This is a genomic window from Bacillus cereus group sp. MG1, from assembly GCF_040460035.1.
Lineage (GTDB): Bacteria > Bacillota > Bacilli > Bacillales > Bacillaceae_G > Bacillus_A > Bacillus_A cereus.
Genome location: NZ_JARVGY010000001.1, coordinates 1201667 through 1224391, shown reverse-complemented (window position 1 = coordinate 1224391; position 22725 = coordinate 1201667). Strand labels below are relative to the sequence as shown.

The window sequence follows — 22725 nt, the reverse complement described above, 5'->3', positions numbered from 1 at the left end:
GGGCGTTCAAAAAGAACGCCCTCTTCTTATTTTATAAAACGAAAAACTAACGAGTGTAGAAAGACAAGAGAACAGCAGTGCCACACTAGAAAACGCAATGAGATACATATTATATTTCATAACCTGTCCAATTAGCTGATTACTGTCGTATTGAAACAGTCCTGCTATTATGTTGAATAAAAATAACACGATAAACATGACGACAACACCGTCTATTGATCCTTTAATGTCTGGTTTACTTAAAGCGATATGCGCGGAAATGCAAATGGCGATAAATAAAAATAACCAAAAGGAAGGATTCAATAAATTGCCGATTGTAAATAAGCTTTTCAATAATACAAACGTCGACAAGAGCATGTTTTGGATCATTTCTACATTAATAGAAGTAGAAGCAATCGTTTTTTCGAGAGTTGTATTAAATAAAAAATATGATTCTGGTACGAAATAGCGCATTAAAAGGATTAACGCAGTAATACCAGAAATAATAGGCCCAATGCCGATGAAGAAATTCCCAATCCGTTGATACACACTTTTTTGATTGTATTGATGTTGTACGTAACCTAAAGCCCCTTGACTTGTATCTGTCGGGAAGAACTGCGTTGCTACAATCTTATGACGGAACAGCACGCACATAATGGCATGTCCAAGTTCGTGAATAGGAACACCAATCCAAGCCGTTAATAGGAATCCTTTTCGTCCAAAAGCTCTCGACCAATACATCCGTGTGAGAGATTCTAAATAGCCTAATAGAAATCCAATTACAATGATAACGCCAATTAAAGATAATAATTGGATTACGCTTGTAAGGAGTATTTGAAAAATTGAGTTTACCAATTCCATTGCCAGTCATCCAATCTGTTAAAAATATTATTTATTCTGTTTCATAATAGCATTTTTTTTCAAGATTACTAGCACATATATTTTCTTTCGGAAGAAGGATTTCAGAATCTTTTTCTTGTAGTCATGTTTTATGTACAAATTCATATATTGAATTTGTAACACCCTATACGGTATATCCTTAAGGAGGGATAAGAGAATGAAATGTCCGTCATGTCATACAGAAAATGCAGCGGAGGCAAAATTTTGCGGGAATTGTGGACATTCGTTAACGGAAGAAGTAGTGGCAAGTAGTGGCCAAGAAGAAGGGCCGGAACAAGCACGTGCGGCACAAGCAAAGGAAGCTCGGCAAAATGAAACGGTAGAGCAAGCGAAGCGGTTTGCGAGCGGCTATTTTCAATTTTTTAAACATGCATTACAAGCACCGACAGCGATTATGCAAAGCGGCGCTATTGAAGTACGAAATGGAATTGTAAGTCTTGTTCTTATTTGTTTTTTAGGAGCATGTATTTTTTATAGAATGATGAGTGCAGCATCAGCAGTTACGAGAACATTTGCACCAGATATATCTACTCCCACGTTTTTTGTAGAATCTATAACGGTCTTTTTCTTTTTATTAATTTTAACTTTATTTGTCGGATTTATTATTTTTGTAAGTGGTAAGATGATGAAATCATCTTTTTCGTTTCTTGAAGTATTCGGTATATGGGGAACGATAGCGACGCCGGCTATTGTCATATTAGTCCTTTCTTTTCTTTTTAGTTTCTTATTAATCTTTTTCTTACCGATATTATTATCCGTAGCTGCAACTTATATAGGGATTAGTATAACTGTAGCCGTATTAAAGCTAGACAATGGCGGATTAGATCTCGTTTACACACTTATTATTGCAAATGTTTTAATTGGAATTGCAACATTCATTGTACTTTGGTCTTACATTAGCACGATAATTCAAGCCTTAACACAGGGAATAACTGGCTTCTAATGAAAAGGTGGTTGACTGGATGAATGTATGTACAAAGTGCGGAGTTCAGTTTGAAGATGGTGTGCAGTTTTGTCAAAACTGCGGGACGAAGAGGGGACGTTCTGTAGTAAAGAAGAACATGAGCGGTGGTGTAAAAGTTGGCATTACACTGTTAGCGCTATTTGTTATAGCGATTATTGGATTGTATTTGTACGGATTGTCGTATTATACGCAGGTGGCACAAGTAGACCGGATGATTACGATTTTACAAGAGAGGGACGGAGAGAAATTAGCTGAGATCGTTACGGCAGATGATCCATCGGTTATGATAACGAGAGAGAGCGTAACGCCTCTATTTTCATATATAAAAGAAAATCCATCTTACGTGAATGAATTAAAAGAATATTTGAGACAAGGTGAAAAACAACGGGACGGAATAGAAAGAGCTGATTTTTCATTAACGAAAGACGGAAAGTATTTCTTTATATTTGATCGATATAAATTGAAAGCGAAGACGTACTATGCAACTTTGCTTTCAAATGAAAAAGACGTATCGTTAAAAATGAACGGAAAAGAAATTGATAAGACAGATGACAAAAAGTTTGAGAAGCAATATGGGCCATTTCTTCCGGGAAATCAAGTGTTTCAATCAGAATATAAAAATGACTACGTAAAACTATCACGTGAGGAAAAGGTTGTACTTATGAAACAAAGCCAAAATAACGTAACGATAGATTTAACGTTGCAAGGTCAATATATTACAGTTCAAACGAACGCGCCTGGTGCAACATTGTACGTAAATCAAAAACCAGTTACAGCGCTCGCAGGAGAAGAAATTACATGGGGGCCTGTAGCGACTGATGGAAGCGCGAAAATTTATTTAGAACGAAATGGAGAAAATGGACGGGAAACGACAAAAGTAGAGACGGTAACGGCACTTTCGTCTTATAATCTTCCATTCCAAACGAAAAGTGCAGAAAAAACAGTTGTTTATAATGTTACTCCAACGCCCGCGACTGGGTATGTATATAATGGTTTCATCTTTCCTGATAGTGATATTCGAAAATTAACGAGCACAGATTTAACATATTTATCGAAAGAACAGTTGAAAATTGCTAGAAATGAAATATATGCAAGGCATGGACATATTTTTCAAACGAAAGATATGCAAGCGTATTTTGCAAAACAGTCTTGGTATAGAGAAAATCCTTATTTTACAGGAAAGTTAACAGATATCGAAACTTATAATATTGAACTAATTAAATCAAGAGAATAGAGCGCGGGAAAAAGGTACAGTGTATATTACTGTACCTTTTCTATCGTTATTTGGCTGGACGAGGTTCCCTAGAGAAAAAGATATGAAAGAGAAATGTGACTTTACTTGCCCCTCCTGATGTACTGGCTTGCACATCAGATAAAGAACTAGACGTTAAAGCAGCTTCAGAATGAGGAGGGACGATTATTTTAAGAGCATCATCTGATTCTGAGGATGCAGTAACTGTTATTGTATCGTCAGAAAAATTTAAAATTTTAACAGTACCGACTGGAAAGATGGCCTTGCGAGCATGTGATGAAGAAGCGAAGCGGGTAGCTTTCCAGATAGTTTGTGAGAAAGTGTCATTGTCAGATAACCAAGCACGAGCACTGTATAAAGTTACACTAACCGTAAACTCCTGTTCAAGCGGGAGGGCGGGTTTCGGTTCTATCGGTTCCTCTGGAAGCTGGACGAGAAGGCCGGCGCACATGTATGTTTCACCTACTTTCAACTGGTTACTGTTATAGGATATTAAACATGTTGTTTATAAGACACGACAGTTACCTATTCAGGCATAAGTTTGTGCACAAAATTTGAAGATGAAATTCTCTTTCTTTACAATGGAAGTAGGTGTTATTTCTATAAAATATGGAAAACGTAAAGAGTATGTAAAAAAGAAGGAGTGGTAAAGTGAACTATGTCATTATTGGCGGAGATGCAGCTGGTATGAGTGCAGCGATGCAAATTGTTAGAAACGATGAAGATGCAAATGTTGTAACTTTAGAAAAAGGTGAAATTTATTCGTACGCGCAGTGTGGGTTACCGTATGTCATTAGTGGTGCTATCGCTTCAACGGAAAAGTTAATCGCGCGTAATGTAAAGACGTTTCGTGATAAATACGGAATTGATGCGAAAGTACGACATGAAGTAACGAAAGTAGATACGGAGAAGAAAATTGTGTACGCAGAGCATACGAAGACGAAAGATGTCTTTGAATTTCCATACGATCGTTTATTAATTGCGACTGGCGTGCGTCCTGTTATGCCAGAATGGGAAGGACGGGAATTACAAGGTGTTCATCTTTTAAAAACAATTCCGGATGCTGAGCGCATATTAAAAACGCTAGAAACGAATAAAGTTGAAGATGTAACCATTATTGGCGGCGGTGCAATTGGACTTGAGATGGCAGAAACTTTCGTCGAACTTGGTAAGAAAGTAAGAATGATTGAGAGAAATGATCATATCGGTACAATTTATGATGCAGATATGGCGGAATATATACATAAAGAAGCAGATAAGCATCATATTGAAATTTTAACGAATGAAAATGTAAAAGCATTCAAAGGGAATGAACGAGTAGAAGCAATTGAAACGGATAAAGGTACGTATAAAGCAGATCTTGTTTTAGTGTCGGTTGGAGTGAAGCCAAATACTGATTTTCTTGAAGGGACAAATATACGTAAGAATCATAAAGGAGCAATCGAAGTAAATGCATACATGCAAACGAATGTGCAAGACGTATATGCAGCCGGTGATTGCGCAACACATTACCACGTTATAAAGGAAATTCATGATCATATCCCGCTCGGAACGACTGCCAATAAACAAGGGCGACTTGCTGGACTGAATATGCTGGATAAACGAAGAGCATTTAAAGGTACGTTAGGTACAGGCATTATTAAATTTATGGATTTGACACTCGCAAGAACAGGATTAAATGAAAAAGAAGCGAAAGGGCTACACATCCCGTATAAAACAGTCAAAGTAGATTCTACAAATATGGCGGGCTATTATCCAAATGCAAAACCACTTTACTTAAAATTACTATATCGCTCCGATACGAAACAATTATTGGGCGGGCAAGTAATTGGAGAAGAAGGGGTAGATAAACGGATTGATGTGATCGCAATGGCGCTTTTCAATAAAATGAGTATTCACGATTTAGAAGATGTCGACTTAAGTTATGCACCACCATATAACAGCGTGTGGGATCCAATTCAGCAAGCGGCAAGGAGAGCAGAATAGCACTTTTTAAAGTGCTATTTTTTTGTTAAAGGGGAATTATCATTTTTGTCGAATGAAGAGGATCGGGAAATAGTTACATATGAGGAAGGGGAGTTTTTTTATGATTGTAGCACTTCAAAAGGTTCAAGAATCAGAAAAAGAAATATTACGTAATTTGTACGCTTTATATCTTCATGACCTTTCTAAGTTCACTATGAATATAACTATCGGAGCGAACGGATTTTTTGAATACGAAGATTTGCATATGTTTTGGAAAAATGACGGAATCACGCCGTATTTTATAAAAGTTGATCATAGTATTGTAGGATTCTTATTACTACTGGAACGTCCGTTTTTGAAGAAGGAAAATGATTTTGGTATTAATGATATTTTCATATTGAATCAATATAAAGGAAAAGGAATCGGTAAACAAGTAGTTGAGAATTTACTAGAAGAGAAAAGAGGACAATATTTCGTTATCGAACTTCTAAAAAATGTACCAGCAGTGTCGTTTTGGAAGAAAGTATATAAAGAATTAAACATTGAATTTGATGAGAGAGCGCAGCTAATTGATGATGAAGAATGTCTTGTTCAAACGTTTAAAATTTAATGAAATTGGTGTTCCTTTTATATTACTTTGAAATTTAACTTTATCCTGCTATTTGCGGGCAGTAAGACCCCACTGATTAAAGTTTCACTTTATTTTGAATATACCGTTTCCCCTTGAAAACATATTACGTATCGCTTATATTTTCATATAGTATTTATTTTTTAAACGAAGCAATGAACGAACCAGGGGGCGCAGTATGGCAATTAACATGAAAACAATCGAAGAATGGATTGCTGAATCAAATGCAAGACATGAAGAAGACTTTGGACACGTTGTGGAAGAAATGAAAGAAGTATGTGTCGGACTTGATAACGCGACATTAATTTATACGAAAAATGTATTTTGTTTCGGTAAAAAAGTAGAAGTCTTTTTCTTCTTCCAAGACCATGTCGTGATTGGACAAGAAAAAGACGAATATGTTGAGATTGAAAAATTAAAGTATGATGACATTACAAATAGTAACTTAAAAACAAATGATAAAAATACTACGTTAGAATTAAAGTTTGCTAACGGACAATCTATCAATTTAGATAGTTTAAATGATAACTACGGTACGAAAAATTGGTTATTTGCTAGACAAATTAAGAGTATTTTTAAGTTAATCTAGTAAAAAGAGCAGACCTCAAAGGGTCTGCTTTTTTATTTGTTTCCTATTACACAAAGGCATCCTCTTTCTTCATAACATTTCACATTTGTAAATCCTGTCTTATAAAATAGGTTTATTAATTCTTCATTCGTTTTCCATTTCTCCATATGATATTGAATTTTAAAAGTTTCAGCGACCAATAAAAAGGATCCGTTTGGTTGTAGGACGCGAAATAGTTCTTTTATATCTTGTTCCACATCAGGCCAAAAGTAGTGTGTTTGAAAAGCGGTTATGAGATCGAAGAAGTTTGTATGATAGGGAATAGAAGAAACGCTTGCTTGTTGAACAAGGACTTTTTGTTTTTGAACATCCTTTATATTCGTCTGTATAGAATTTTTTACAGCTTGATCGGAGTAATCAATCCCATATATTTTCCCAAGTGGAGTTCGTTTTGAAAGAGTGTGTATCGTTTTACCGCCGCCACAACCGATATCCAATATGATTGCATCTTTCTTTATATGTACTTTTTGTAATGCCCAATTGGTTAGTCTCGTATGTGCACTGTTCATAATACAAAGCATGGAAGAACCAATTGTCCCGCGAGGCTTTTTCGCTTGCTGGATTAATCGTTGTAAAATACTCAAGTTAAATTCTCCTTTTATGTAAGAATATATACTCATTTCGCTTTTTATAAATTAAATCCTTTAAAAAAAGCACGCCGATAGACGGCGTACTTCTAACAATGCAAAGCCCCTTTTAACCAATTCCGCGCCCGATATGCCCCGACTGGAACTTGAATAAGAGATGTTTCATTCCCAGCATCAATACCGTACAATTGATCACATGAATTTGTATCAAAACTTAGTAACGGATGCCCGCCCATCCCCATAGCAGTTGCAGCAAAAACGAGTTTATGAACGAGGATACCAGCTTCCATTTGGTGAATGCGGTATCCTCTATAGCCTAATGCACGTGTATAGTAATCTTTCTGTCCGACTACATGTAAGCAAAGTGGTACTTGAAAAAGGTTTACGTTATCCATCGTCATACTAGACTGAAGTGGGTAGCGAAGGTCTCCATATCGAATTGGTTGTATGGAATGTGTTTTACTGTTATAAGCGTAAGCTCCGTTTTCAATATTTTTCACGCTATAAAAACATCCGTATAAGGAGACGCGTGTATTTTCATTTGTATACTTACCGTCAAGGTCGTTGTAATAGGGGAAGGAAAGGCTCGCTTCTTGTAGTAAAGTAGCGAGCTCAGCTTCATCCCATTTCGTTAAAATAAAATCCGCATCAGGAGAATATCGTTTTTTACAAAGTTGTAGGAAATCATACGATAACCGTTCTACTTTTGGTAGCTGTACAGCGTACGGATTATGTTGATAGTGCTCTTCATGATGTAGTGTTTGGAAGTGTGCTGTTGATTCGATCATAGAAGCTTCATTTATTTTTGTTATCATCGGATATTCACCTACATGTTTTGAGCGAATGAAATGTTCATGTGCGAGCGGCGGAATTTGTTGCAACAACTCATGAGAAGTAACTGTTTTATTTTCACGGTAATCATTGTGAAACCAATTAGTTTCTGGCTCTGTACTTAAAGGAATAACGGCATACACACTTTCTTCACCTTCTGACAATCCGAGTAAATGGTTCAGTGCACGGTCTAGAAATTGAAAGTATACGCCGTTTGTATAACCGAATTGCTTTGCACATTCTAGCAATTGTCCAATGAGGACCCCGCTATCTAATCCTTGAAGACGATATGAAAAATTATTGTATTTAAAGAAATTTTTCCAAAACATAGTGGATACGAATGCAGCACCGAAACAATCATCTATATTACAGCGATTACCGAGTGTGTCTGCCAAATAAGAATCGAAATTTCCTTCGCGAAGTAAAATAAGTCGGTGATGTGCGGCGTCATAATGGTAAATGCCGTCTGGGTAATCGTCAATCTTTAAATAGATATACAATTCATTCGGATATAAAGCACCACCCGAAGGAATAGATCTTCGTAATACATTTCTCTCGCTATTTAGCTGACATAATTGTGTTACACCAAATGAATACCAAAGGTAGTGACCAATCTCATCTAAAGTAGGTGTAGTAGAAGAGTTCGGTAAAGATAATGGGATTTCTAAGGAGAGCGGGATGGTAGGTAAATTTCGATATAATTTATAAGGAAGCGGTGCGTCTTTCCAGTCCACCTCATGATTCGGCATAATTTCATCGATAGAGAAATGGAGATGATGTAAAAAAGTATCTAGCTGCATGAAATCCCTCCTTTACTATGGAAACGGATGTGGATGTGGATTTAATCTTTCATTCGTTAAAGGTTCGTCTGTATATCCAAGTGTCATCGGTACGGTATATACCCGGTCCAGTCCTGTAACTCGAGTAAGATGGTGACCAAACGTCATCGGTAGCATGCCTGGAATAATAACTTTTACACAATGTAATCCATTCTTTTCTATGAGGGGAACGGTTTGATCTACAACGATTATTTCAAGATTAGATTGATGCAAACGATTTAAAAGTTGGTGGAGATCGGATGTTAAATCCATATCAAATGATTGTGATACATTCATTTCTTGGAACGTTTGCACCGGTGCATCTTCCCGTAAAAGGAAGTGAAGACGTTCTTCTGTTTCTTTCAATCCATACAGCATACTATGGTCTTCCATTTTATTAACGAAATAAGGATCTTGTAAGCATTTTTCGTAGTATTCTCTTTTGTGCTCGAGCTCATCGTCTGTTATAAGTAACATGCCTGCTATTTCTTGAATGGCGCTTTTTAAGGCTCGAATAGGATCTAAATGAGCGCCTCCTGCACAAACAACGTTCATTCCATTTTCACGCGTATTTTTTGCAATTACCCATAAGCTAGGAATGCCGTGTTCCATCGTCGCGTTAAAAGCGTGTAATTCATATCCGGTAATCGTACGTAACCGCTGAATCATTAATTGTAATTCTGTATCATTTGCTGAATTAAGATCCAGGCGGGGAAGAGGTAATTCGGCATACCAAGTGAGTAAGAAGGCATCACGCTCTACAATTTCTAAAATGCCGTGAAAAATCGCTTCTTCTAAACTACCGCCAATTGCACATCCATTTGATGTTTCATACACGAAAGCATCTCGATGACCGAGGCTATAATAAGCAATTGATTCAGGAACTAAAAGCGGTCTGTTTTGTGATAAAGAATATCCCCATACCCAGTTTTGCTCATAATCAGGATCAAACGGCTTGAATGGAAAGTTATCACGATTGTAATGTTCATTTGTATGGACACCGAGTGTGAGGGGATTTAGTGCATGTTCCTCTAAATCATGAAAACTACCATGCACATTTGTCTTTTTCCCTCGAGGCGACATACCGCAATATCGTTCTAAACCTTCTAAAATAGCAGTTGCTTCACTCACTGCAAATGAATGAGTTCGTCCCGCAACACCTTCATTTCCGAACATTAATGGCATGTTTATAATGACGTCAGCGAATGGTAATACAGAATGCTGCATTTTTCCGTTCAACATACCGACCCGATAATCTAAATAGTCTCTCGTTAAAAATGTGTTTAGCTCATGAATGGAACGGCAGCGATACGTTTCGGTGCTTACTTTTAAACTCGGTTGTAAAGAAACTTCCGCCGCATCCGCAGTATCATCAGGTAAATTACTACATACAGGACAGAGAGGATCTGGAAGAAAAGAATGCCGCGTACATTGTAATGTTTGTAAGTTTAGTAAAATAAGTTCATTTTCTAAAGAAGAATGGTTATGAGTTAATATTTTTCCTGTTTCTGCGCAAATAAGATGGCACATTTGCAACATTCCATTTTGGGTGGCACGTACGTCACGTCTCGTTACATTATCTGCTTTAAAGGCATATTTCCGCTGTAGTTCCCACATTTCTTTTTGATCAAAGCCAGCGATAAAACGGCGTCCATCAGAACAATGGGAACATCCAGGCGTAAGAGGATGAATGTAAGGACCGATAATACCTTCGCCAAATGAAGTAAAACCACGAAGCCATGGAATATGATTTGAGCGAAAAATAAGTTCGGCATCATGATGAATAGTAGAAGGAGATCCGTCATGTAATACGAGAGCGAGATGAATATTTTCAGGAAGTTCTTCTGTAAGGGTCTGCTGACGAATGATGGAATATTGTTTGCATAATTGATCATGTACATAGTCTGCAAGAAGGCCATCTCCTATAAGCAATATATTTTGAATCATAAACCGTCCTCCTTTGCAATTAATACCCCATACACACCGTCTAGGTTTTCTTTTAAAAATGGTTCGATTGCTAAATCGAACACGAAGGGATAAAAATTATGTTCTTCTAAATGCTGTAAGGCAAGCTGTAAAGATTGCACACTTGGAATTTCTTCTTCCGCTTGTATTTCCACTCTAAAAGAATCCGTGTCATATAAAATAATAGAGGATTCAGGCAAGATATTAGCTCTGTAAGGAATTTCTTCATTTTGAACGTGAAAGAGTGATAGTTGTAGTGCGTTTCGTAACGCTAACGTCATATTAATATTAGATGCACCGTACCATCTATCATTTATACCAACCCAAACGACTGGAAAACTGAGAATCTCTTCACTCATTGCGATTTTAGGTGTTTCATGGATTGTAGAGAGAGCATCGTAATAAAATTTACAATGTTTATCTTGAATATCAATTAAATCAACAGTTGTAAGTTCCTCTAGAATATGTGACTGCCGCTCATACAGTTTATTGTTTAAATGTTGTTGTAGTGCCCGGTAAAATCCTTCTGTCATCGTTTCTCCAGCACCGATACCGATATTGTTATGTTCAGGAATAAGGCGGTGAATGATTTCTGCTACATATGTTTCAATTCCTGTTAAACCAGCTTCTCGGCGTGCTTCATTATGAGTCAATCCACTACGAGTCATAAGAGGCAGAAGGGGAGCTGGGCCATCTGATAGTGGAGTAGCTACTTGAATATAGCATTGTGATAATGGTAATTGATATGAATCTTGTTCATCCCATACATGGAATATACCGGCTTCTTTAGAAGTTAATGAATCGAAAAAGCGGAATACATCAGTTGAAGTATGTTGGCCATACCGATGCTCAAGTTTTTCAGAAATATTTTCTATCGTATCAATTGTAAAACTTTCATCAGTTGCAAGAGGGTGTTTTATAAAAGGATGCCACGTTCCTTCAAGTGTTTCATAGTTTAATAAAAAGAATTGTGATTCTTTTTCACGATATGAATCATCCGCGACATGTTTAAACAATTCAAAAACGATTACATTTGCTAACATGGCAGATGTAATTGGTGAGAAGGAATCCGATGAATTTTCATTTTGTAAAGTCGTTTCATGTAGCCGATGCCATGCGGATTCCCAGCATTCATCACGATTTTCTGTTACGACAGGTCCAGCTATACCGAGTGTTGATAAACAAATAGCTGGTATGAAATTCTTTTTCGTTTCTCTACAAATAGTGTGAACTGTTTTTAAACCGTCAATGTCTCCGTTTTGAGAAACATATAAAATCCAATCAAAAGGTTCGAATACTTCACGCAAGGGACGGTCAATTGTAGTATCGATTTCTTGAAGGAGTACACTGTTATCAACTTCATATGCACGTTCTATTAGCTCATGTATTCTGTCATAGTTTGTTTCATCCCGATCTGTAACGAGGTAATGAAATGTAGGTAAACCAGATTCTAATAAAGAAGAAACTAAGGAAGTGAGCATATCCCCAGAACCAAGTACAAGGACATTTGCTCCGCGGTATGTTTCAAACTTTAAAGCACCTGAATGAGAATCAGCTTCTAAAAATTCAATTTGTGAAGCATATCTGTCGAGTAATGTACTGTTTAATTCATGAGGTGCATCTTGATTTGCATCGCGAACGAAACCATTTTCATATAAAATCTCTCCAATTTCAAATACACGGTTTTGATAGGGGAGAGGGAGGCCATCGGTTATTTCGGCTAAAGAATAATTCCCGTTAAACATTGGCATTAATTTTTCAATCCAATCATAAATTCCATCACCGTCCATACGAAATGAACTGGCGTTATTTCGAAAATAGACACCCCCGTTTGAATCGGGGAGGAAGAAAGTATCCTTATTTACTTTAAGTTTTGCATGAATTGGAAGGTTATTCATTTTAATCCTCCTTACGTTTAGGCATACATTATTACCTTATGTCATGAAATTTGTCCCGTATGAACACAATAAAAAAAGGCTGTAGAATGATTCATTCTACAGCCTTTAATAGATTTTTAATCTATCAACCTTCTAATAATAATGACTTTGGATCTTCAAGCATATCTTTAACAGCAACAAGGAAGCTAACTGCTTCTTTACCATCAACAATACGGTGATCGTAAGATAAAGCAATGTACATCATTGGGCGGTTTTCCATACGCTCGTTATCAATTGCAACTGGGCGTACTTGGATTTTATGCATTCCTAAAATACCAACTTGTGGGCTATTTAGGATCGGTGTTGACATTAGAGAACCGAACACACCACCGTTTGTAATTGTAAATGTACCACCTTGTAGTTCTTTTAATGAAAGTTTGTTGTCACGTGCTTTTTTACCTAATTCACGAATTTCACTTTCAATTTCAGCGAAATTTAATTGGTTGGCATCGCGTACAACTGGAACAACTAATCCATCTGGAGCTGCTACTGCAATACCGATATCATAGAATTTTTTAATGATAAGCTCGTCACCTTGAATTTCAGCATTTAATAATGGGAATTGTTTTAATGCTGCAACAACTGCTTTTGTGAAGAATGACATGAAGCCAAGACGTACATCATGTTTTTTCTCGAAAGCATCTTTGCGTTCTTTACGTAATTCCATGATCGCACTCATATCAACTTCGTTAAAGGTTGTTAACATTGCAGATGTTTGTTGAACTTCTACAAGACGTTTTGCAATTGTTTGACGGCGGCGGGACATTTTCACGCGCTCAACTGGTTTTTCGAATTCCGTTTTTGCAACTGGAGCAGGAGCTGGACTCTTTGGAGCAGCTGGTGCTTCTTTTGGTGCTGCAGCATGAGCTTGTACATCATGTGGTCTCACGCGTCCAAGTGGGTCTGTGCTACGTACGTCGTTTAAGTCGATTCCTAATTCACGAGCCATTTTTCTAGCAGCTGGTGATGCGATAGGACGGTTTGTATTTGGTAACCCTTGTAGTGTTGCAGTTTGCTCAGCATTTGGTGCCGCAGCTTTCGGTGCTTCAGTCGTTTCTTGTTTTGGTTGCTCAGCCACTGGTGCAGGTGTACTTACTGCAACTGGTGCTCCATTAGCATCTAAAATTGCGATAGTTGCACCAACTTCAACTGTATCCCCAGGTTCGCCTAGTAACTTCGATACAATACCTGAATCTTCTGCAATGATTTCTACATTGACTTTATCAGTTTCAAGCTCAACAACGCTGCCACCTTTCTCAACTTTGTCGCCTACGTTGATAAGCCATTGTGAAATAGTTCCTTCAGTAATAGATTCTGCAAGCTCAGGTACTTTAATTTCGATCATTTTAAATGTCCTCCCCTTATTTGCCTAACGGTGTGTTTTTTCTTCTTTTGTCTTCGGTAATCTCCATTTGTTAGCCTGGCCTTGGGCAGAATATCTGCCCAAGGAACAAGCTAGAAAGCTTCATTGTTACTTTTTAGTTGCTGTAAACTTCAATTTCTTGTTTATCTTGACGGAAGTTATACTTCACATCTAAAGCATGTGCAACAATTAGTTCTTGCTCAGCTTTGTGAGCGAATGGATCGCCGCCAGATGGACTAGAGCGATCAGGACGTCCAATGTAGCCTGTTTTCACTTTATCTCCAGCAAGTTCGAACAGAATTGGAGCCATGTAATGCCATGCGCCCATATTACGAGGTTCTTCTTGAACCCAAATGATTTCTTCTAAGTTTTTAAAGCGTTTAATAATAGATTGAACTTTCTCAGCAGGGAATGGGTACAATTGCTCAATACGAACGACATGAACTTCGTCTAAGTTGTACTCATTTTTACCAGACTCGATTTCTGCTGCTAAGTCAATCGCCATTTTACCTGTGCTTAAAACAAGACGTTTTACTTTATTTGGTTTCATGCCAAGGTTTTCTTGTTCTAAAGCAGGTTGGAAACGTCCTTCGCTTAACTGACTAGCAGTTGAAAGCGTAAGTGGGTGACGTAATAAACTCTTCGGCGTCATCAATACTAATGGTCGAACAGCTTCTGTTCCTAAGATAGATGCTTGACGACGCAGGATATGGAAGTATTGAGCCGCGCTCGTTAAGTTTGCAACTGTCCAGTTATTCTCAGCAGCTAACTGTAAGAAACGCTCTGGACGTGCACTAGAGTGCTCTGGTCCTTGACCTTCATAACCGTGTGGTAATAGAAGAACTAAGCCAGATTTTTGACCCCATTTTGCTCTTCCAGCTGAAACATATTGATCAAATAATGCTTGCGCAGTATTTGAGAAGTCACCATATTGCGCTTCCCACATAACAAGAGTTTCTGGAGCGAATACGTTATAACCATATTCGTAACCAACAACAGCAGCCTCTGATAACGGACTGTTATGAACAGAGAATGAAGCATTAATGTTTGGTAAGCGATGTAATGGTGAATATGTTTCATTTGTATCAGTATCGTGTAATACGATATGACGGTGTGCGAATGTACCACGCTGTGAATCTTGACCAGTTAAACGAATTGGCGTACCTTCTTGTAAAATAGAAGCGAATGCTAATGATTCAGCAAGTGCCCATTCAATTTTGCCGTTCTCTTCAAGAGCATCTTTACGGCGCTCAAGAATTTTCTTCACTTTCGGATATACGTTAAAGCCTTCTGGCCAAGATAGTAGACCTTCATTAATTGCACGAAGTGAGTCAATCTCAACGCCAGTATCAATTGACTGAATACCTTTTGCAACAACATCTGGTACTTTAACGTGAATTGTTGCATCACTCGTATCAGCTGGTGGTACGAGTGCATAGTCGGATTTTAATTGCTCTTGTATAAACTGTGTAATTGTTTCAACCTCATCTGCATTTAGAACACCAGCAGCTTGTAATTGATCTGCATAAATTGCTCTTACAGTTGGATGGTTTTTAATTTTTTTGTACACTTGTGGTTGCGTAACTGCCGGGTCATCCATTTCGTTATGACCGTAGCGGCGGTAACCAATTAAATCGATTAAGAAGTCTTTTTTGAACAACATGCGATATTGAATCGCAAGGTTAGCAGCTGCAAGACAAGCTTCCGGATCATCAGCATTCACGTGAACAATCGGAATATCGAAACCTTTTGCAAGGTCACTTGAATATTTCGTAGAACGAGAATCATAGCTATCAGTCGTAAAACCAACTGCATTGTTTGCGATAACATGAATCGTTCCGCCTGTTTGATACGCGTTCAATCTGCTTAAGTTGAGTGTCTCAGATACAATACCTTGACCAGGGAATGCAGCATCACCATGAACTAAAATTACGAATGATTTTGAAGTATCTTGATCTGGAAGACCAGATTTTTTACGATTCTCTTGAGCCGCACGTGCGAAACCTTCTACTACAGGATTCACGAACTCAAGATGACTCGGGTTATTTGCTAATGTAACGCGAGTACTAACTTCTTCGTTACTAACGACTTGTTCTCTACCTAAATGGTATTTCACGTCGCCAGTCCAGCCAGAATTAGCCACTGCGCCTTCTATTTTTGCATGTTTGAACTCAGCAAACATGTGGCTATATGGTTTTTCTAATACGTGAGCAAGTACGCTTAGGCGACCGCGGTGAGCCATACCAATCATGACATCCTCTACGCCGTTCTTAGCACCTTCTAGAACAATTTCATCTAAAACAGGTACAAGCATATCAACGCCCTCGATAGAGAAACGTTTTTGCCCAACGAATGTTTTATGCAAGAATTGCTCGAAACCTTCAACAGCTGTTAAACGTTTTAAAAGAGCAGTTCGTTTTTTATTTGATAGTGGTTGACGCAATGAATTTGATTCCACCATTTGATGCAACCACGCGCGTTCTTCACTATCTTGTATATGAGAAAATTCATAAGCTAAAGATTTTGTATAAACGTCTTTTAATCTATGAATTACATCAAGTGCAGTGTGAATACCTTCTGGTGCATCTTGCCATACCGTTTTCGCTGGAATCGCTTTCAAGTCAGCATCGCTCAGTTCGTTCATTGCTTTCTCAAGAAGAGATTGTCCATTTGCAGCATCTTCCATCGGGTTGATGTGAGCCAACGTGTGCCCGAAAGAACGAATCTGCTCAACAAGTTGAACGACTTTAAGAATTTTTTCAATGTTACCTGTGTTTTGAGGAGAAAAATGTGTTGCTGTGTTGTCCCCTGTTACGACATCATCTTGAAACGAAGGAGCTCCAAAAATTTCAAAAAGCTCTTGTAATTCCGGATCAACAGAACCTGCTCCAGTTACGTAAAGATCATACTGCTCAATAACATAACCAAGGTTCGGACCGTGGAACTTGGCCCAAGGGTTTGTCGTTGTATTCTTCCTCGTCATTTGTTTAAACCTCCCAATGCATATAATCCTTTTCCATACAAAGGTGCATTTTGCTCTTTTTCAATAAGTAATGAATCAATAATCAATGTAAATGTTTTTCTTTACTCTTATGTTATTACAATAATTTACATAATACCAAACACTATTACTTATCTGTTTTGTAAAAAAACATTCACAATAACTTATCACCCAAGTTAATCTTTCATGTTATAAAGTAATTTTACAGAAAAATGGGGTGGATATATTTGGTATGCCTATACTAATAGCTATAATTGTTGCATTTAAATATAGGTATAATAGTTAGAATGTTTCGATAAAAACAGTTTGAATTATGTATATTGAAATAATAAGCGCTTTCATAGATATTATACAACAATATAACGGAATATAGTATAAAAAATAAAAAATTATGAATTTATCGTAAACTTTATTTAGATAGTGTTAAATATTGAAAGGAAAGTGAAGGATTTCTACAAAAAAAGTTGCTAAACATAAAAAATGCTCCATAAACAGTTAGTTTCTATAAATATGACGAAAAACACCGTAAAACAAATAACGCATTTCGTGAAATAAAGAAATAAATGAAATATTTTAAAAGGATAAAACAAATATGGAGATATTAAATTTTAAAAAAAGAAGTGAGGAGATATAGTAACAGTTATTTACAGTGTTCCGTGTTTCGCTTCAAAATAGACGTGCTGAAATTTAAAAAAGTTTCTTCTATATAAATAGCGTGAATAATAATCAAAATATATGTAAAGGGAACTTGACGTAAAGTTTACTTTACATATATACTCGGTATATGGAAGGAGGGAGAAATTTCCTTGGAAAATAAAATGGTCGAATACCGAAAAAAATTTGGACTATCTCAAGAAAAGTTGGCTGAGAAACTTGGAGTTTCCAGACAAACCATTATCTCAATTGAAAAAGGGAAATACGATCCATCACTTCCGCTAGCATTTGAAATAGCGAAAACATTTCAGACAACAATAGAACATGTATTTATTTATGAAGGAAAAGAAGAGGGGGAATAGGGATGAATTATTCACAAAAGTACTTTGTAATTATGGGGATTATTTTTCTATTTATGAGTGGATTTATGATATTAACAGGTATAATGACGCATTCTGCACCGCCAGCCATAACGTATCCATTGCTGGGGATGATGATTATGTGTTTCTGTCTAAGCTACTTGCATCCGCAATTTAAAGAAAAAGACGAGCGAATGAAACTGATTCGTTATAAAGGAATGTTTGTAACCTTTTTTGCATTAACGGCATATTATCTTCTTTTCTCTATCGGCTTAAACTTAAAAATACTTACACTATCAGCTACTGAATTATTGAATATACTTATGGCACTTACAATGAGTACCGTCTTTATCTCATTTGTTGTTTTAGCAAAAAGATATTAAGATGGAGGAGAGAAAGGAAGATTAACATATGCAAATGATGTATGCTTTTGGCATTGGGCTTGTATTATTTTTAGCCGTATTCTTATTTATTCGTAAAGACGTTCAAGGTGGGACGTTAACGAAGCGAGGATTTTATAAATTAATCGGCTGTTTAGTTGTTATGCTTATAGCAATTATTGTAATGATCGTATTAATTAATCAGTCACTATAGAATGTAAAAACGGAACCTTACTTCGATAAGGTTTTTTTTATTATTAAACCTAAAAATTACCACCAAATCCATTTACCGTAAATAATTTGTGTTATATAATCCAATGAAATGATAGATAAGGAGTGTAGTATTTGAATAAAAGAACTATCTTCTATTTATTAACTTGTATACTACTGGTAGCTAGTACTACTTATATAATATGTAACAAAAGAGAACAAGTGCCACCTATATTAGTATGGGACGAACAAGAATACTATGTTACGAATGAACCTGTCAAAGTAGAAGAAGTTGGGCAAAAACTTGGCGAAGTAACAAAGAAAATTAAAACAAGTAAAAAACCTACTAAAAATAGAGAATCTAATACATTACAAGAGAAAACAGAAGTATTCATAATGATTGAGGAAGAAAAAAGTGATTACCCGCCTTTAATCATAAAGGAAGCTTATAGTGATGAATATAGGGTAGTGAGGCCGATGTTGAAGCAAGTATTATGATGAAAAGGAGGTTCATATGCAGACACTAACTCCGCATCCGTAGTCGTTAAGAAAAATATTTGTCTTTTTCCTCCTATCGGTGCCGCTTACATTTTGATGAATAGAGGAGCAATACAAAAGAGAGATTACATTTTATATTTATTATTTGCTACTATGAATATATCACTCTGGTTATCGCTTATGATTTTTGATCGGAGTATGTGGATGGTAGCAGGGCATTATGTGTTTGGAGCAGTTGTTGTTGTTTCGAATATGAATAAGAGATAAGCCAGCAACCTCAAAGTTGCTGGTTTTTATTTTGCTATTTATAATAAAGAAACAAATTTTTAATAGAGAGTAGTGGGCGTTATGAGATGGAAAGAGGGAACGTTTGAAAAAATAGACACGAATGACTCACCTGTTGAGCAACTTATAAACACGTTTAAGGAACAAAACTTAATTGGTGGAGCAATAATAAGCTGTTTTAAAGTGCATAACGAAAATTTTTTTAAAGAAATACCACATTCGAAAGATGGACATGAGCACTTCTTTAGAAGAATCTTCAACTCTTTAGACATAATCAATAACTTAGAAGAGTTAAAAATACATACATCAGACAAATATAAGTTTTGTTTTAAAGAGCAGCTCGCAGTCATGCTTGATGGTAGCATTGCTGCGCAAATTTTGTGGGGCGGAGCATATGAAGGGTTTAAGGAACGACCAGTTATCGCAAAACAATTAGCAGTCAATGTATGTCAATATATGTTCCAAGATCGATACGAAGATATTAAAGTGTTCGAAAGCTATCGCCCTTGGACAGATTGGTTTTACGATGTTGCGTGGGATGTTACTTGGATGGTGTTAGATAGTAGGGAACAGAAAATGTGGTTCATTTGTGCTACGGATACAGATTGATAGAAGCCGGGCCTTGTAGGAATGCTGCAAGGTCCTTTATCTTTTGGGAATTAATAGAAAACGAATCATATAAATGATATACTAAAAAATGTTTGTAATGTCAGTTTCATACTATTATATAATGCTGACTTACTAGAAAAGATAAGAGGAGAATGAGCGTGCAAAAGATAAAGAGATTATTGCTATTAATGATGGTAGTAGGATTAACAGCAGTTGTTTTAGCAGGGTGTGCAAATCCGAAAGATACTACAGAAGAATTTTTAACAGCGATACAAAAAGGTGATGTAGAAAAGGCTCGTACATTTGTTGAGAGTGACAAGGAATTTAATAAACTAAATGAAAAAACAGATGATGCTGAGGCAAAAGCAATGCTAAGTGCAATTACAAAAACCTTTAAATTTGAAAAGCTAGAAGAAGTATCGAAAAAGGATGACAAAGCAGAAGTGAAAGTGAAAATTACATCTGCTGATCTATCCGTTGCTGTAACAAAAGCAGTGGGAGAAGTTATGCCAATGGCGTTCGCTAGTGCCTTTAGTGAAGACAAAGAACAATCTGAAAAAGCAATCGAAAAAACAATGACATCAACTATCGTCAAAAACTTAGCAGATAAAGATGCAGCAATGGCAACTCGCGAAGTTACATTGAACTTAAAGAAAGACAAAGATGGCGACTATAAAATCGTTGCTGACGATAACTTGAAAGAAGTATTGTTTGCCAATGCGAAGTCTTTGGAGAAGATGTTTGGTGGGAAGTAATTGAATTAGATAAAAAGAGACACCATATCACGTAGAATGGTCATCTCCCTGTCAAGTAGACAGAAATAAAAAGAGTATTATGCCACGGCCTTTTCCCGATATTCTATCGGGGAAAGGCCGTGAAGTTTTTCTTGGAATCTTTCTGTATTATAAAATTGAATATATTCTTGAATTGCTCGGTAGGCCATTTCATATGTTTTTGGGCACACTAAATACAACTTCTCTGTTTTTAAATGTGAGAAGAATGATTCGATACACGCATTATCAAAACAGTTTCCACGTCTAGAATGACTACCGACAAATCCTAATTTCTCTAACTGTTTTGCGTAGGATTTAGATGTATATTGAAACCCTTGATCTGAATGGAAAAGGGGCTTAGTAGTTAATGACTTCCCTTCTAATTGACGTAATGTAGTTAAAACCAAATCTAAATCATTTCTTGAAGATAGCTTCCAGGCAACAATTTCATTGTTGTATAAATCTAACACAGCCGACAAATAGGCAAATTGTTCTCCGATTCGTACATAAGTAATATCTGTTACGAATTTTTGATTTTGCTTTTCAGCTTGAAACTCTCGATTCAAATGATTTTTAAATACCACAGATGTTTTTCTTCCATAAAACGGACGTTTTTTTCGAATGATAGATTGAATACCCAGCTCTCTCATAAGACGACGAACACGTTTATGATTCATTACCATTCCTTCTCGAGCCAAAGCACGAGTCATACGTTTATACCCATAGTAAGGGTGCTGACGATGAATAGATAAAATATGTTCTTTATGCCACATATCCCTTTTCTGACGTAAACGCTGCACGTTATGATATTTCCGCCATTTATAGTAGCCAGCCTTAGAAACTTCCGCGATTTGAAGCAACCATCGGAGTGGATAGGCTTGGCGTAATGAATCGATAAGAGAAAATCGTTCTTTCTTTAGGACCATTCCTTCCCGTGTAGATTTGGATTGCGCTTTTTTAAATACTCAACCTGTGCCTTCAAATAAGCATTTTCTTCTTCTAGACTATTAAAATTCTTTCGATTCCAGACACCACGTTGATCATCAAAGGACTCCCCTTGTTGCGCACGTTTTACCCACTCAATAATCTGGGCATCGCTCTTCACACCGAGTTGTTCACGAATTTCTCGCAATGATTTTCTCTCTTCTAATCGAAGACGAACTGCTTCTCGCTTTAGTTCTTCTGTATATTTTTGAAATGATTGTCCTTTTCTTGCCATAAAAAAATCCCCTCCAGATAAAACAGTATTGAGTCCATCATATCAGATGGACTCTTTTTTTACTGTCTACCTATAGGGGATAATACCAGAAGGTTGATATGGTGTCTCTTTTTTATGAACCTGGAGAGGTTTGAACTCAAGAAATTAATTCTATAAATTTTATATTATGATTTTTTGGTTTATGACATACAGCTAGTTGTAACAGAGGAGGTACTGTATTCTATGTTTTCTTATGCGGATCCTATAACGTAGAAAGGTAAAATTTCTGGACCAGATTTTAATTAGTGTTCCTTCAGCTTTAATGAGGAGGTGTACGAAGATGTTGTGACTATACCTGCTGGGTATTATTAATTGTGAAGTCAAATAAGAAAACAATTTATTAGAGGAAGATTAGTTAGTTTAAGTATCAGATTTAGGTGTTTAACAGGGGGTACTAATTAATTTCAGTTCTTTCATGAAAAATTATAGAAAAAGTATGGATAAACAAATTCTTGTTTTAAGTGAATTTTGTGAATGTGGGGGCTGCTTTAAATAAAGATGGTCAAACACTATGTAAATAATTAGGAATGTTAAAATATGCAAAATTGCATATTAAATATTTTAAATCTTATGCTAACCTTATAATGCGAAATATAACATTTGTTGGTAATTATTCATTTTTGAAAGATAAAAAATGAATAATTACAGTGAATTGTATACCACTGTCCTATAGTATAAACGATAATAACGAAAGCTATTTGAAGTCCTTTGAAGGAAATAAGTTATTGAAAAAAATTCCATATAGAAAATTTGTTGAAATTTCAGATGTAACAAATGTCATTTTATTTTTAATGTCTGATAAAAGCGATGCCATTAGAGGGCAAAATATTGTGGTTGACTATGGATATACAATTGTATAAATAAATCATCTTGGGAATTAA

22 protein-coding genes are annotated in these 22725 nt (G+C 36.5%); 13 read left to right on the top strand and 9 right to left on the bottom strand.

Annotation, left to right across the window (positions count from 1 at the left end):
* Nucleotides 1-6: 6 nt before the first annotated feature.
* Nucleotides 7-840, bottom strand: coding sequence for a hypothetical protein (locus QCI79_RS06225; protein ID WP_000424532.1), 834 nt, complete (start codon nt 838-840; stop codon nt 7-9).
* Nucleotides 841-1036: 196 nt separating this feature from the next.
* Here QCI79_RS06225 and QCI79_RS06220 point away from each other — a divergent pair, with 196 nt between their 5' ends.
* Nucleotides 1037-1822, top strand: a complete 786-nt coding sequence (locus tag QCI79_RS06220; protein WP_000650090.1) for a zinc ribbon domain-containing protein — start codon at nt 1037-1039, stop codon at nt 1820-1822.
* Between the two features lie 19 nt (nt 1823-1841).
* Nucleotides 1842-3077, top strand: coding sequence for a TcaA 3rd/4th domain-containing protein (locus QCI79_RS06215; RefSeq protein WP_001099939.1), 1236 nt, complete (start codon nt 1842-1844; stop codon nt 3075-3077).
* Between the two features lie 46 nt (nt 3078-3123).
* Here the strand turns inward: QCI79_RS06215 and QCI79_RS06210 are convergent, their stop codons facing one another.
* A complete protein-coding gene (locus tag QCI79_RS06210; RefSeq protein WP_000332423.1) occupies nt 3124-3546 on the bottom strand; it encodes a hypothetical protein in 423 nt (140 codons plus the stop codon).
* 200 nt (nt 3547-3746) lie between these two features.
* Between QCI79_RS06210 and QCI79_RS06205 the strand changes: the two genes are divergently transcribed.
* The 3 genes from QCI79_RS06205 to QCI79_RS06195 all read left to right on the top strand — a co-directional run bounded on the left by QCI79_RS06205 (nt 3747) and on the right by QCI79_RS06195 (nt 6277).
* Nucleotides 3747-5081 carry a CoA-disulfide reductase gene (locus QCI79_RS06205; RefSeq protein WP_001110196.1) on the top strand — a complete coding sequence of 445 codons (1335 nt, stop codon included), beginning with the start codon at nt 3747-3749 and terminating at the stop codon, nt 5079-5081.
* Between the two features lie 100 nt (nt 5082-5181).
* Nucleotides 5182-5670 carry a GNAT family N-acetyltransferase gene (locus QCI79_RS06200; protein WP_000634325.1) on the top strand — a complete coding sequence of 163 codons (489 nt, stop codon included), beginning with the start codon at nt 5182-5184 and terminating at the stop codon, nt 5668-5670.
* 196 nt (nt 5671-5866) lie between these two features.
* A complete protein-coding gene (locus tag QCI79_RS06195; RefSeq protein WP_000996783.1) occupies nt 5867-6277 on the top strand; it encodes a DUF3908 family protein in 411 nt (136 codons plus the stop codon).
* Nucleotides 6278-6309: 32 nt separating this feature from the next.
* Here the strand turns inward: QCI79_RS06195 and QCI79_RS06190 are convergent, their stop codons facing one another.
* The 6 genes from QCI79_RS06190 to odhA all read right to left on the bottom strand — a co-directional run bounded on the left by QCI79_RS06190 (nt 6310) and on the right by odhA (nt 16800).
* Nucleotides 6310-6900, bottom strand: a complete 591-nt coding sequence (locus QCI79_RS06190; RefSeq protein WP_000025734.1) for a class I SAM-dependent methyltransferase — start codon at nt 6898-6900, stop codon at nt 6310-6312.
* A gap of 92 nt (nt 6901-6992) precedes the next feature.
* Nucleotides 6993-8534 carry a SagB family peptide dehydrogenase gene (locus tag QCI79_RS06185; protein ID WP_001175533.1) on the bottom strand — a complete coding sequence of 514 codons (1542 nt, stop codon included), beginning with the start codon at nt 8532-8534 and terminating at the stop codon, nt 6993-6995.
* Nucleotides 8535-8549: 15 nt separating this feature from the next.
* Entirely contained in the window at nt 8550-10499 is a 1950-nt protein-coding gene (locus tag QCI79_RS06180; RefSeq protein WP_000615607.1) for a TOMM precursor leader peptide-binding protein, read from the bottom strand.
* Entirely contained in the window at nt 10496-12415 is a 1920-nt protein-coding gene (locus QCI79_RS06175; RefSeq protein ID WP_001061562.1) for a putative thiazole-containing bacteriocin maturation protein, read from the bottom strand. Before QCI79_RS06175 ends, QCI79_RS06180 begins: the two co-directional genes overlap by 4 nt.
* A gap of 124 nt (nt 12416-12539) precedes the next feature.
* Entirely contained in the window at nt 12540-13799 is a 1260-nt protein-coding gene (gene odhB, locus QCI79_RS06170; protein WP_000569926.1) for a 2-oxoglutarate dehydrogenase complex dihydrolipoyllysine-residue succinyltransferase, read from the bottom strand.
* A 133-nt stretch (nt 13800-13932) separates the two neighbouring features.
* Nucleotides 13933-16800, bottom strand: a complete 2868-nt coding sequence (gene odhA / locus QCI79_RS06165; RefSeq protein WP_021727511.1) for a 2-oxoglutarate dehydrogenase E1 component — start codon at nt 16798-16800, stop codon at nt 13933-13935.
* Between the two features lie 824 nt (nt 16801-17624).
* On the opposite strand from odhA, the gene QCI79_RS06160 reads away from it, so the two are divergent.
* The 7 genes from QCI79_RS06160 (at nt 17625) to QCI79_RS06130 (ending at nt 20568) form a co-directional block, all read left to right on the top strand.
* Nucleotides 17625-17834, top strand: a complete 210-nt coding sequence (locus tag QCI79_RS06160; protein WP_000428506.1) for a helix-turn-helix transcriptional regulator — start codon at nt 17625-17627, stop codon at nt 17832-17834.
* Between the two features lie 2 nt (nt 17835-17836).
* Nucleotides 17837-18214 (top strand): hypothetical protein, encoded by a 378-nt coding sequence (locus QCI79_RS06155; RefSeq protein ID WP_001109895.1) that lies wholly within the window; start codon nt 17837-17839, stop codon nt 18212-18214.
* 28 nt (nt 18215-18242) lie between these two features.
* Nucleotides 18243-18425, top strand: a complete 183-nt coding sequence (locus QCI79_RS06150; RefSeq protein WP_001178294.1) for a DUF3976 domain-containing protein — start codon at nt 18243-18245, stop codon at nt 18423-18425.
* 131 nt (nt 18426-18556) lie between these two features.
* Nucleotides 18557-18919 carry a hypothetical protein gene (locus tag QCI79_RS06145; RefSeq protein ID WP_001042765.1) on the top strand — a complete coding sequence of 121 codons (363 nt, stop codon included), beginning with the start codon at nt 18557-18559 and terminating at the stop codon, nt 18917-18919.
* A 93-nt stretch (nt 18920-19012) separates the two neighbouring features.
* Nucleotides 19013-19186, top strand: a complete 174-nt coding sequence (locus QCI79_RS06140) for a hypothetical protein (RefSeq protein ID WP_153580444.1) — start codon at nt 19013-19015, stop codon at nt 19184-19186.
* Nucleotides 19187-19267: 81 nt separating this feature from the next.
* The gene (locus tag QCI79_RS06135; protein WP_001267329.1) at nt 19268-19813 is read left to right on the top strand and encodes a hypothetical protein; all 546 of its coding nucleotides are present in this window, start codon (nt 19268-19270) and stop codon (nt 19811-19813) included.
* Nucleotides 19814-19971: 158 nt separating this feature from the next.
* On the top strand, nt 19972-20568 hold the full coding sequence (locus tag QCI79_RS06130) for a DUF4878 domain-containing protein (RefSeq protein ID WP_001169504.1): 597 nt from the start codon (nt 19972-19974) through the stop codon (nt 20566-20568).
* A 77-nt stretch (nt 20569-20645) separates the two neighbouring features.
* On the opposite strand, the gene QCI79_RS06125 is transcribed toward QCI79_RS06130, so the two are convergent.
* Nucleotides 20646-21805, bottom strand: a protein-coding gene (locus tag QCI79_RS06125) for an IS3-like element ISBth8 family transposase (RefSeq protein ID WP_087874946.1) whose coding sequence is annotated in 2 segments (ribosomal slippage) — nt 20646-21547 and nt 21547-21805 — 1161 coding nt in all. Because the reading frame shifts where the segments join, the coding sequence is not laid out codon by codon here.
* 686 nt (nt 21806-22491) lie between these two features.
* Between QCI79_RS06125 and QCI79_RS06120 the strand changes: the two genes are divergently transcribed.
* A complete protein-coding gene (locus QCI79_RS06120) occupies nt 22492-22704 on the top strand; it encodes an SDR family oxidoreductase (protein ID WP_228161125.1) in 213 nt (70 codons plus the stop codon).
* The last annotated feature ends 21 nt before the right edge of the window (nt 22705-22725 follow it).

What these genes read in the sequence shown, in the direction of transcription:
- QCI79_RS06215 (WP_001099939.1), top strand. Translation starts at nt 1,842, where the DNA reads ATGAATGTATGTACAAAGTGCGGAGTTCAGTTTGAAGATGGTGTGCAG.
- QCI79_RS06150 (WP_001178294.1), top strand. Translation starts at nt 18,243, where the DNA reads ATGCAAATGATGTATGCTTTTGGCATTGGGCTTGTATTATTTTTAGCC.
- QCI79_RS06210 (WP_000332423.1), bottom strand. Translation starts at nt 3,546, where the DNA reads ATGTGCGCCGGCCTTCTCGTCCAGCTTCCAGAGGAACCGATAGAACCG.
- odhB (WP_000569926.1), bottom strand. Translation starts at nt 13,799, where the DNA reads ATGATCGAAATTAAAGTACCTGAGCTTGCAGAATCTATTACTGAAGGA.
- QCI79_RS06225 (WP_000424532.1), bottom strand. Translation starts at nt 840, where the DNA reads ATGGAATTGGTAAACTCAATTTTTCAAATACTCCTTACAAGCGTAATC.
- QCI79_RS06180 (WP_000615607.1), bottom strand. Translation starts at nt 10,499, where the DNA reads ATGATTCAAAATATATTGCTTATAGGAGATGGCCTTCTTGCAGACTAT.
- QCI79_RS06185 (WP_001175533.1), bottom strand. Translation starts at nt 8,534, where the DNA reads ATGCAGCTAGATACTTTTTTACATCATCTCCATTTCTCTATCGATGAA.
- QCI79_RS06175 (WP_001061562.1), bottom strand. Translation starts at nt 12,415, where the DNA reads ATGAATAACCTTCCAATTCATGCAAAACTTAAAGTAAATAAGGATACT.
- QCI79_RS06195 (WP_000996783.1), top strand. Translation starts at nt 5,867, where the DNA reads ATGGCAATTAACATGAAAACAATCGAAGAATGGATTGCTGAATCAAAT.
- QCI79_RS06135 (WP_001267329.1), top strand. Translation starts at nt 19,268, where the DNA reads ATGAGATGGAAAGAGGGAACGTTTGAAAAAATAGACACGAATGACTCA.
- QCI79_RS06200 (WP_000634325.1), top strand. Translation starts at nt 5,182, where the DNA reads ATGATTGTAGCACTTCAAAAGGTTCAAGAATCAGAAAAAGAAATATTA.
- odhA (WP_021727511.1), bottom strand. Translation starts at nt 16,800, where the DNA reads ATGACGAGGAAGAATACAACGACAAACCCTTGGGCCAAGTTCCACGGT.
- QCI79_RS06155 (WP_001109895.1), top strand. Translation starts at nt 17,837, where the DNA reads ATGAATTATTCACAAAAGTACTTTGTAATTATGGGGATTATTTTTCTA.
- QCI79_RS06220 (WP_000650090.1), top strand. Translation starts at nt 1,037, where the DNA reads ATGAAATGTCCGTCATGTCATACAGAAAATGCAGCGGAGGCAAAATTT.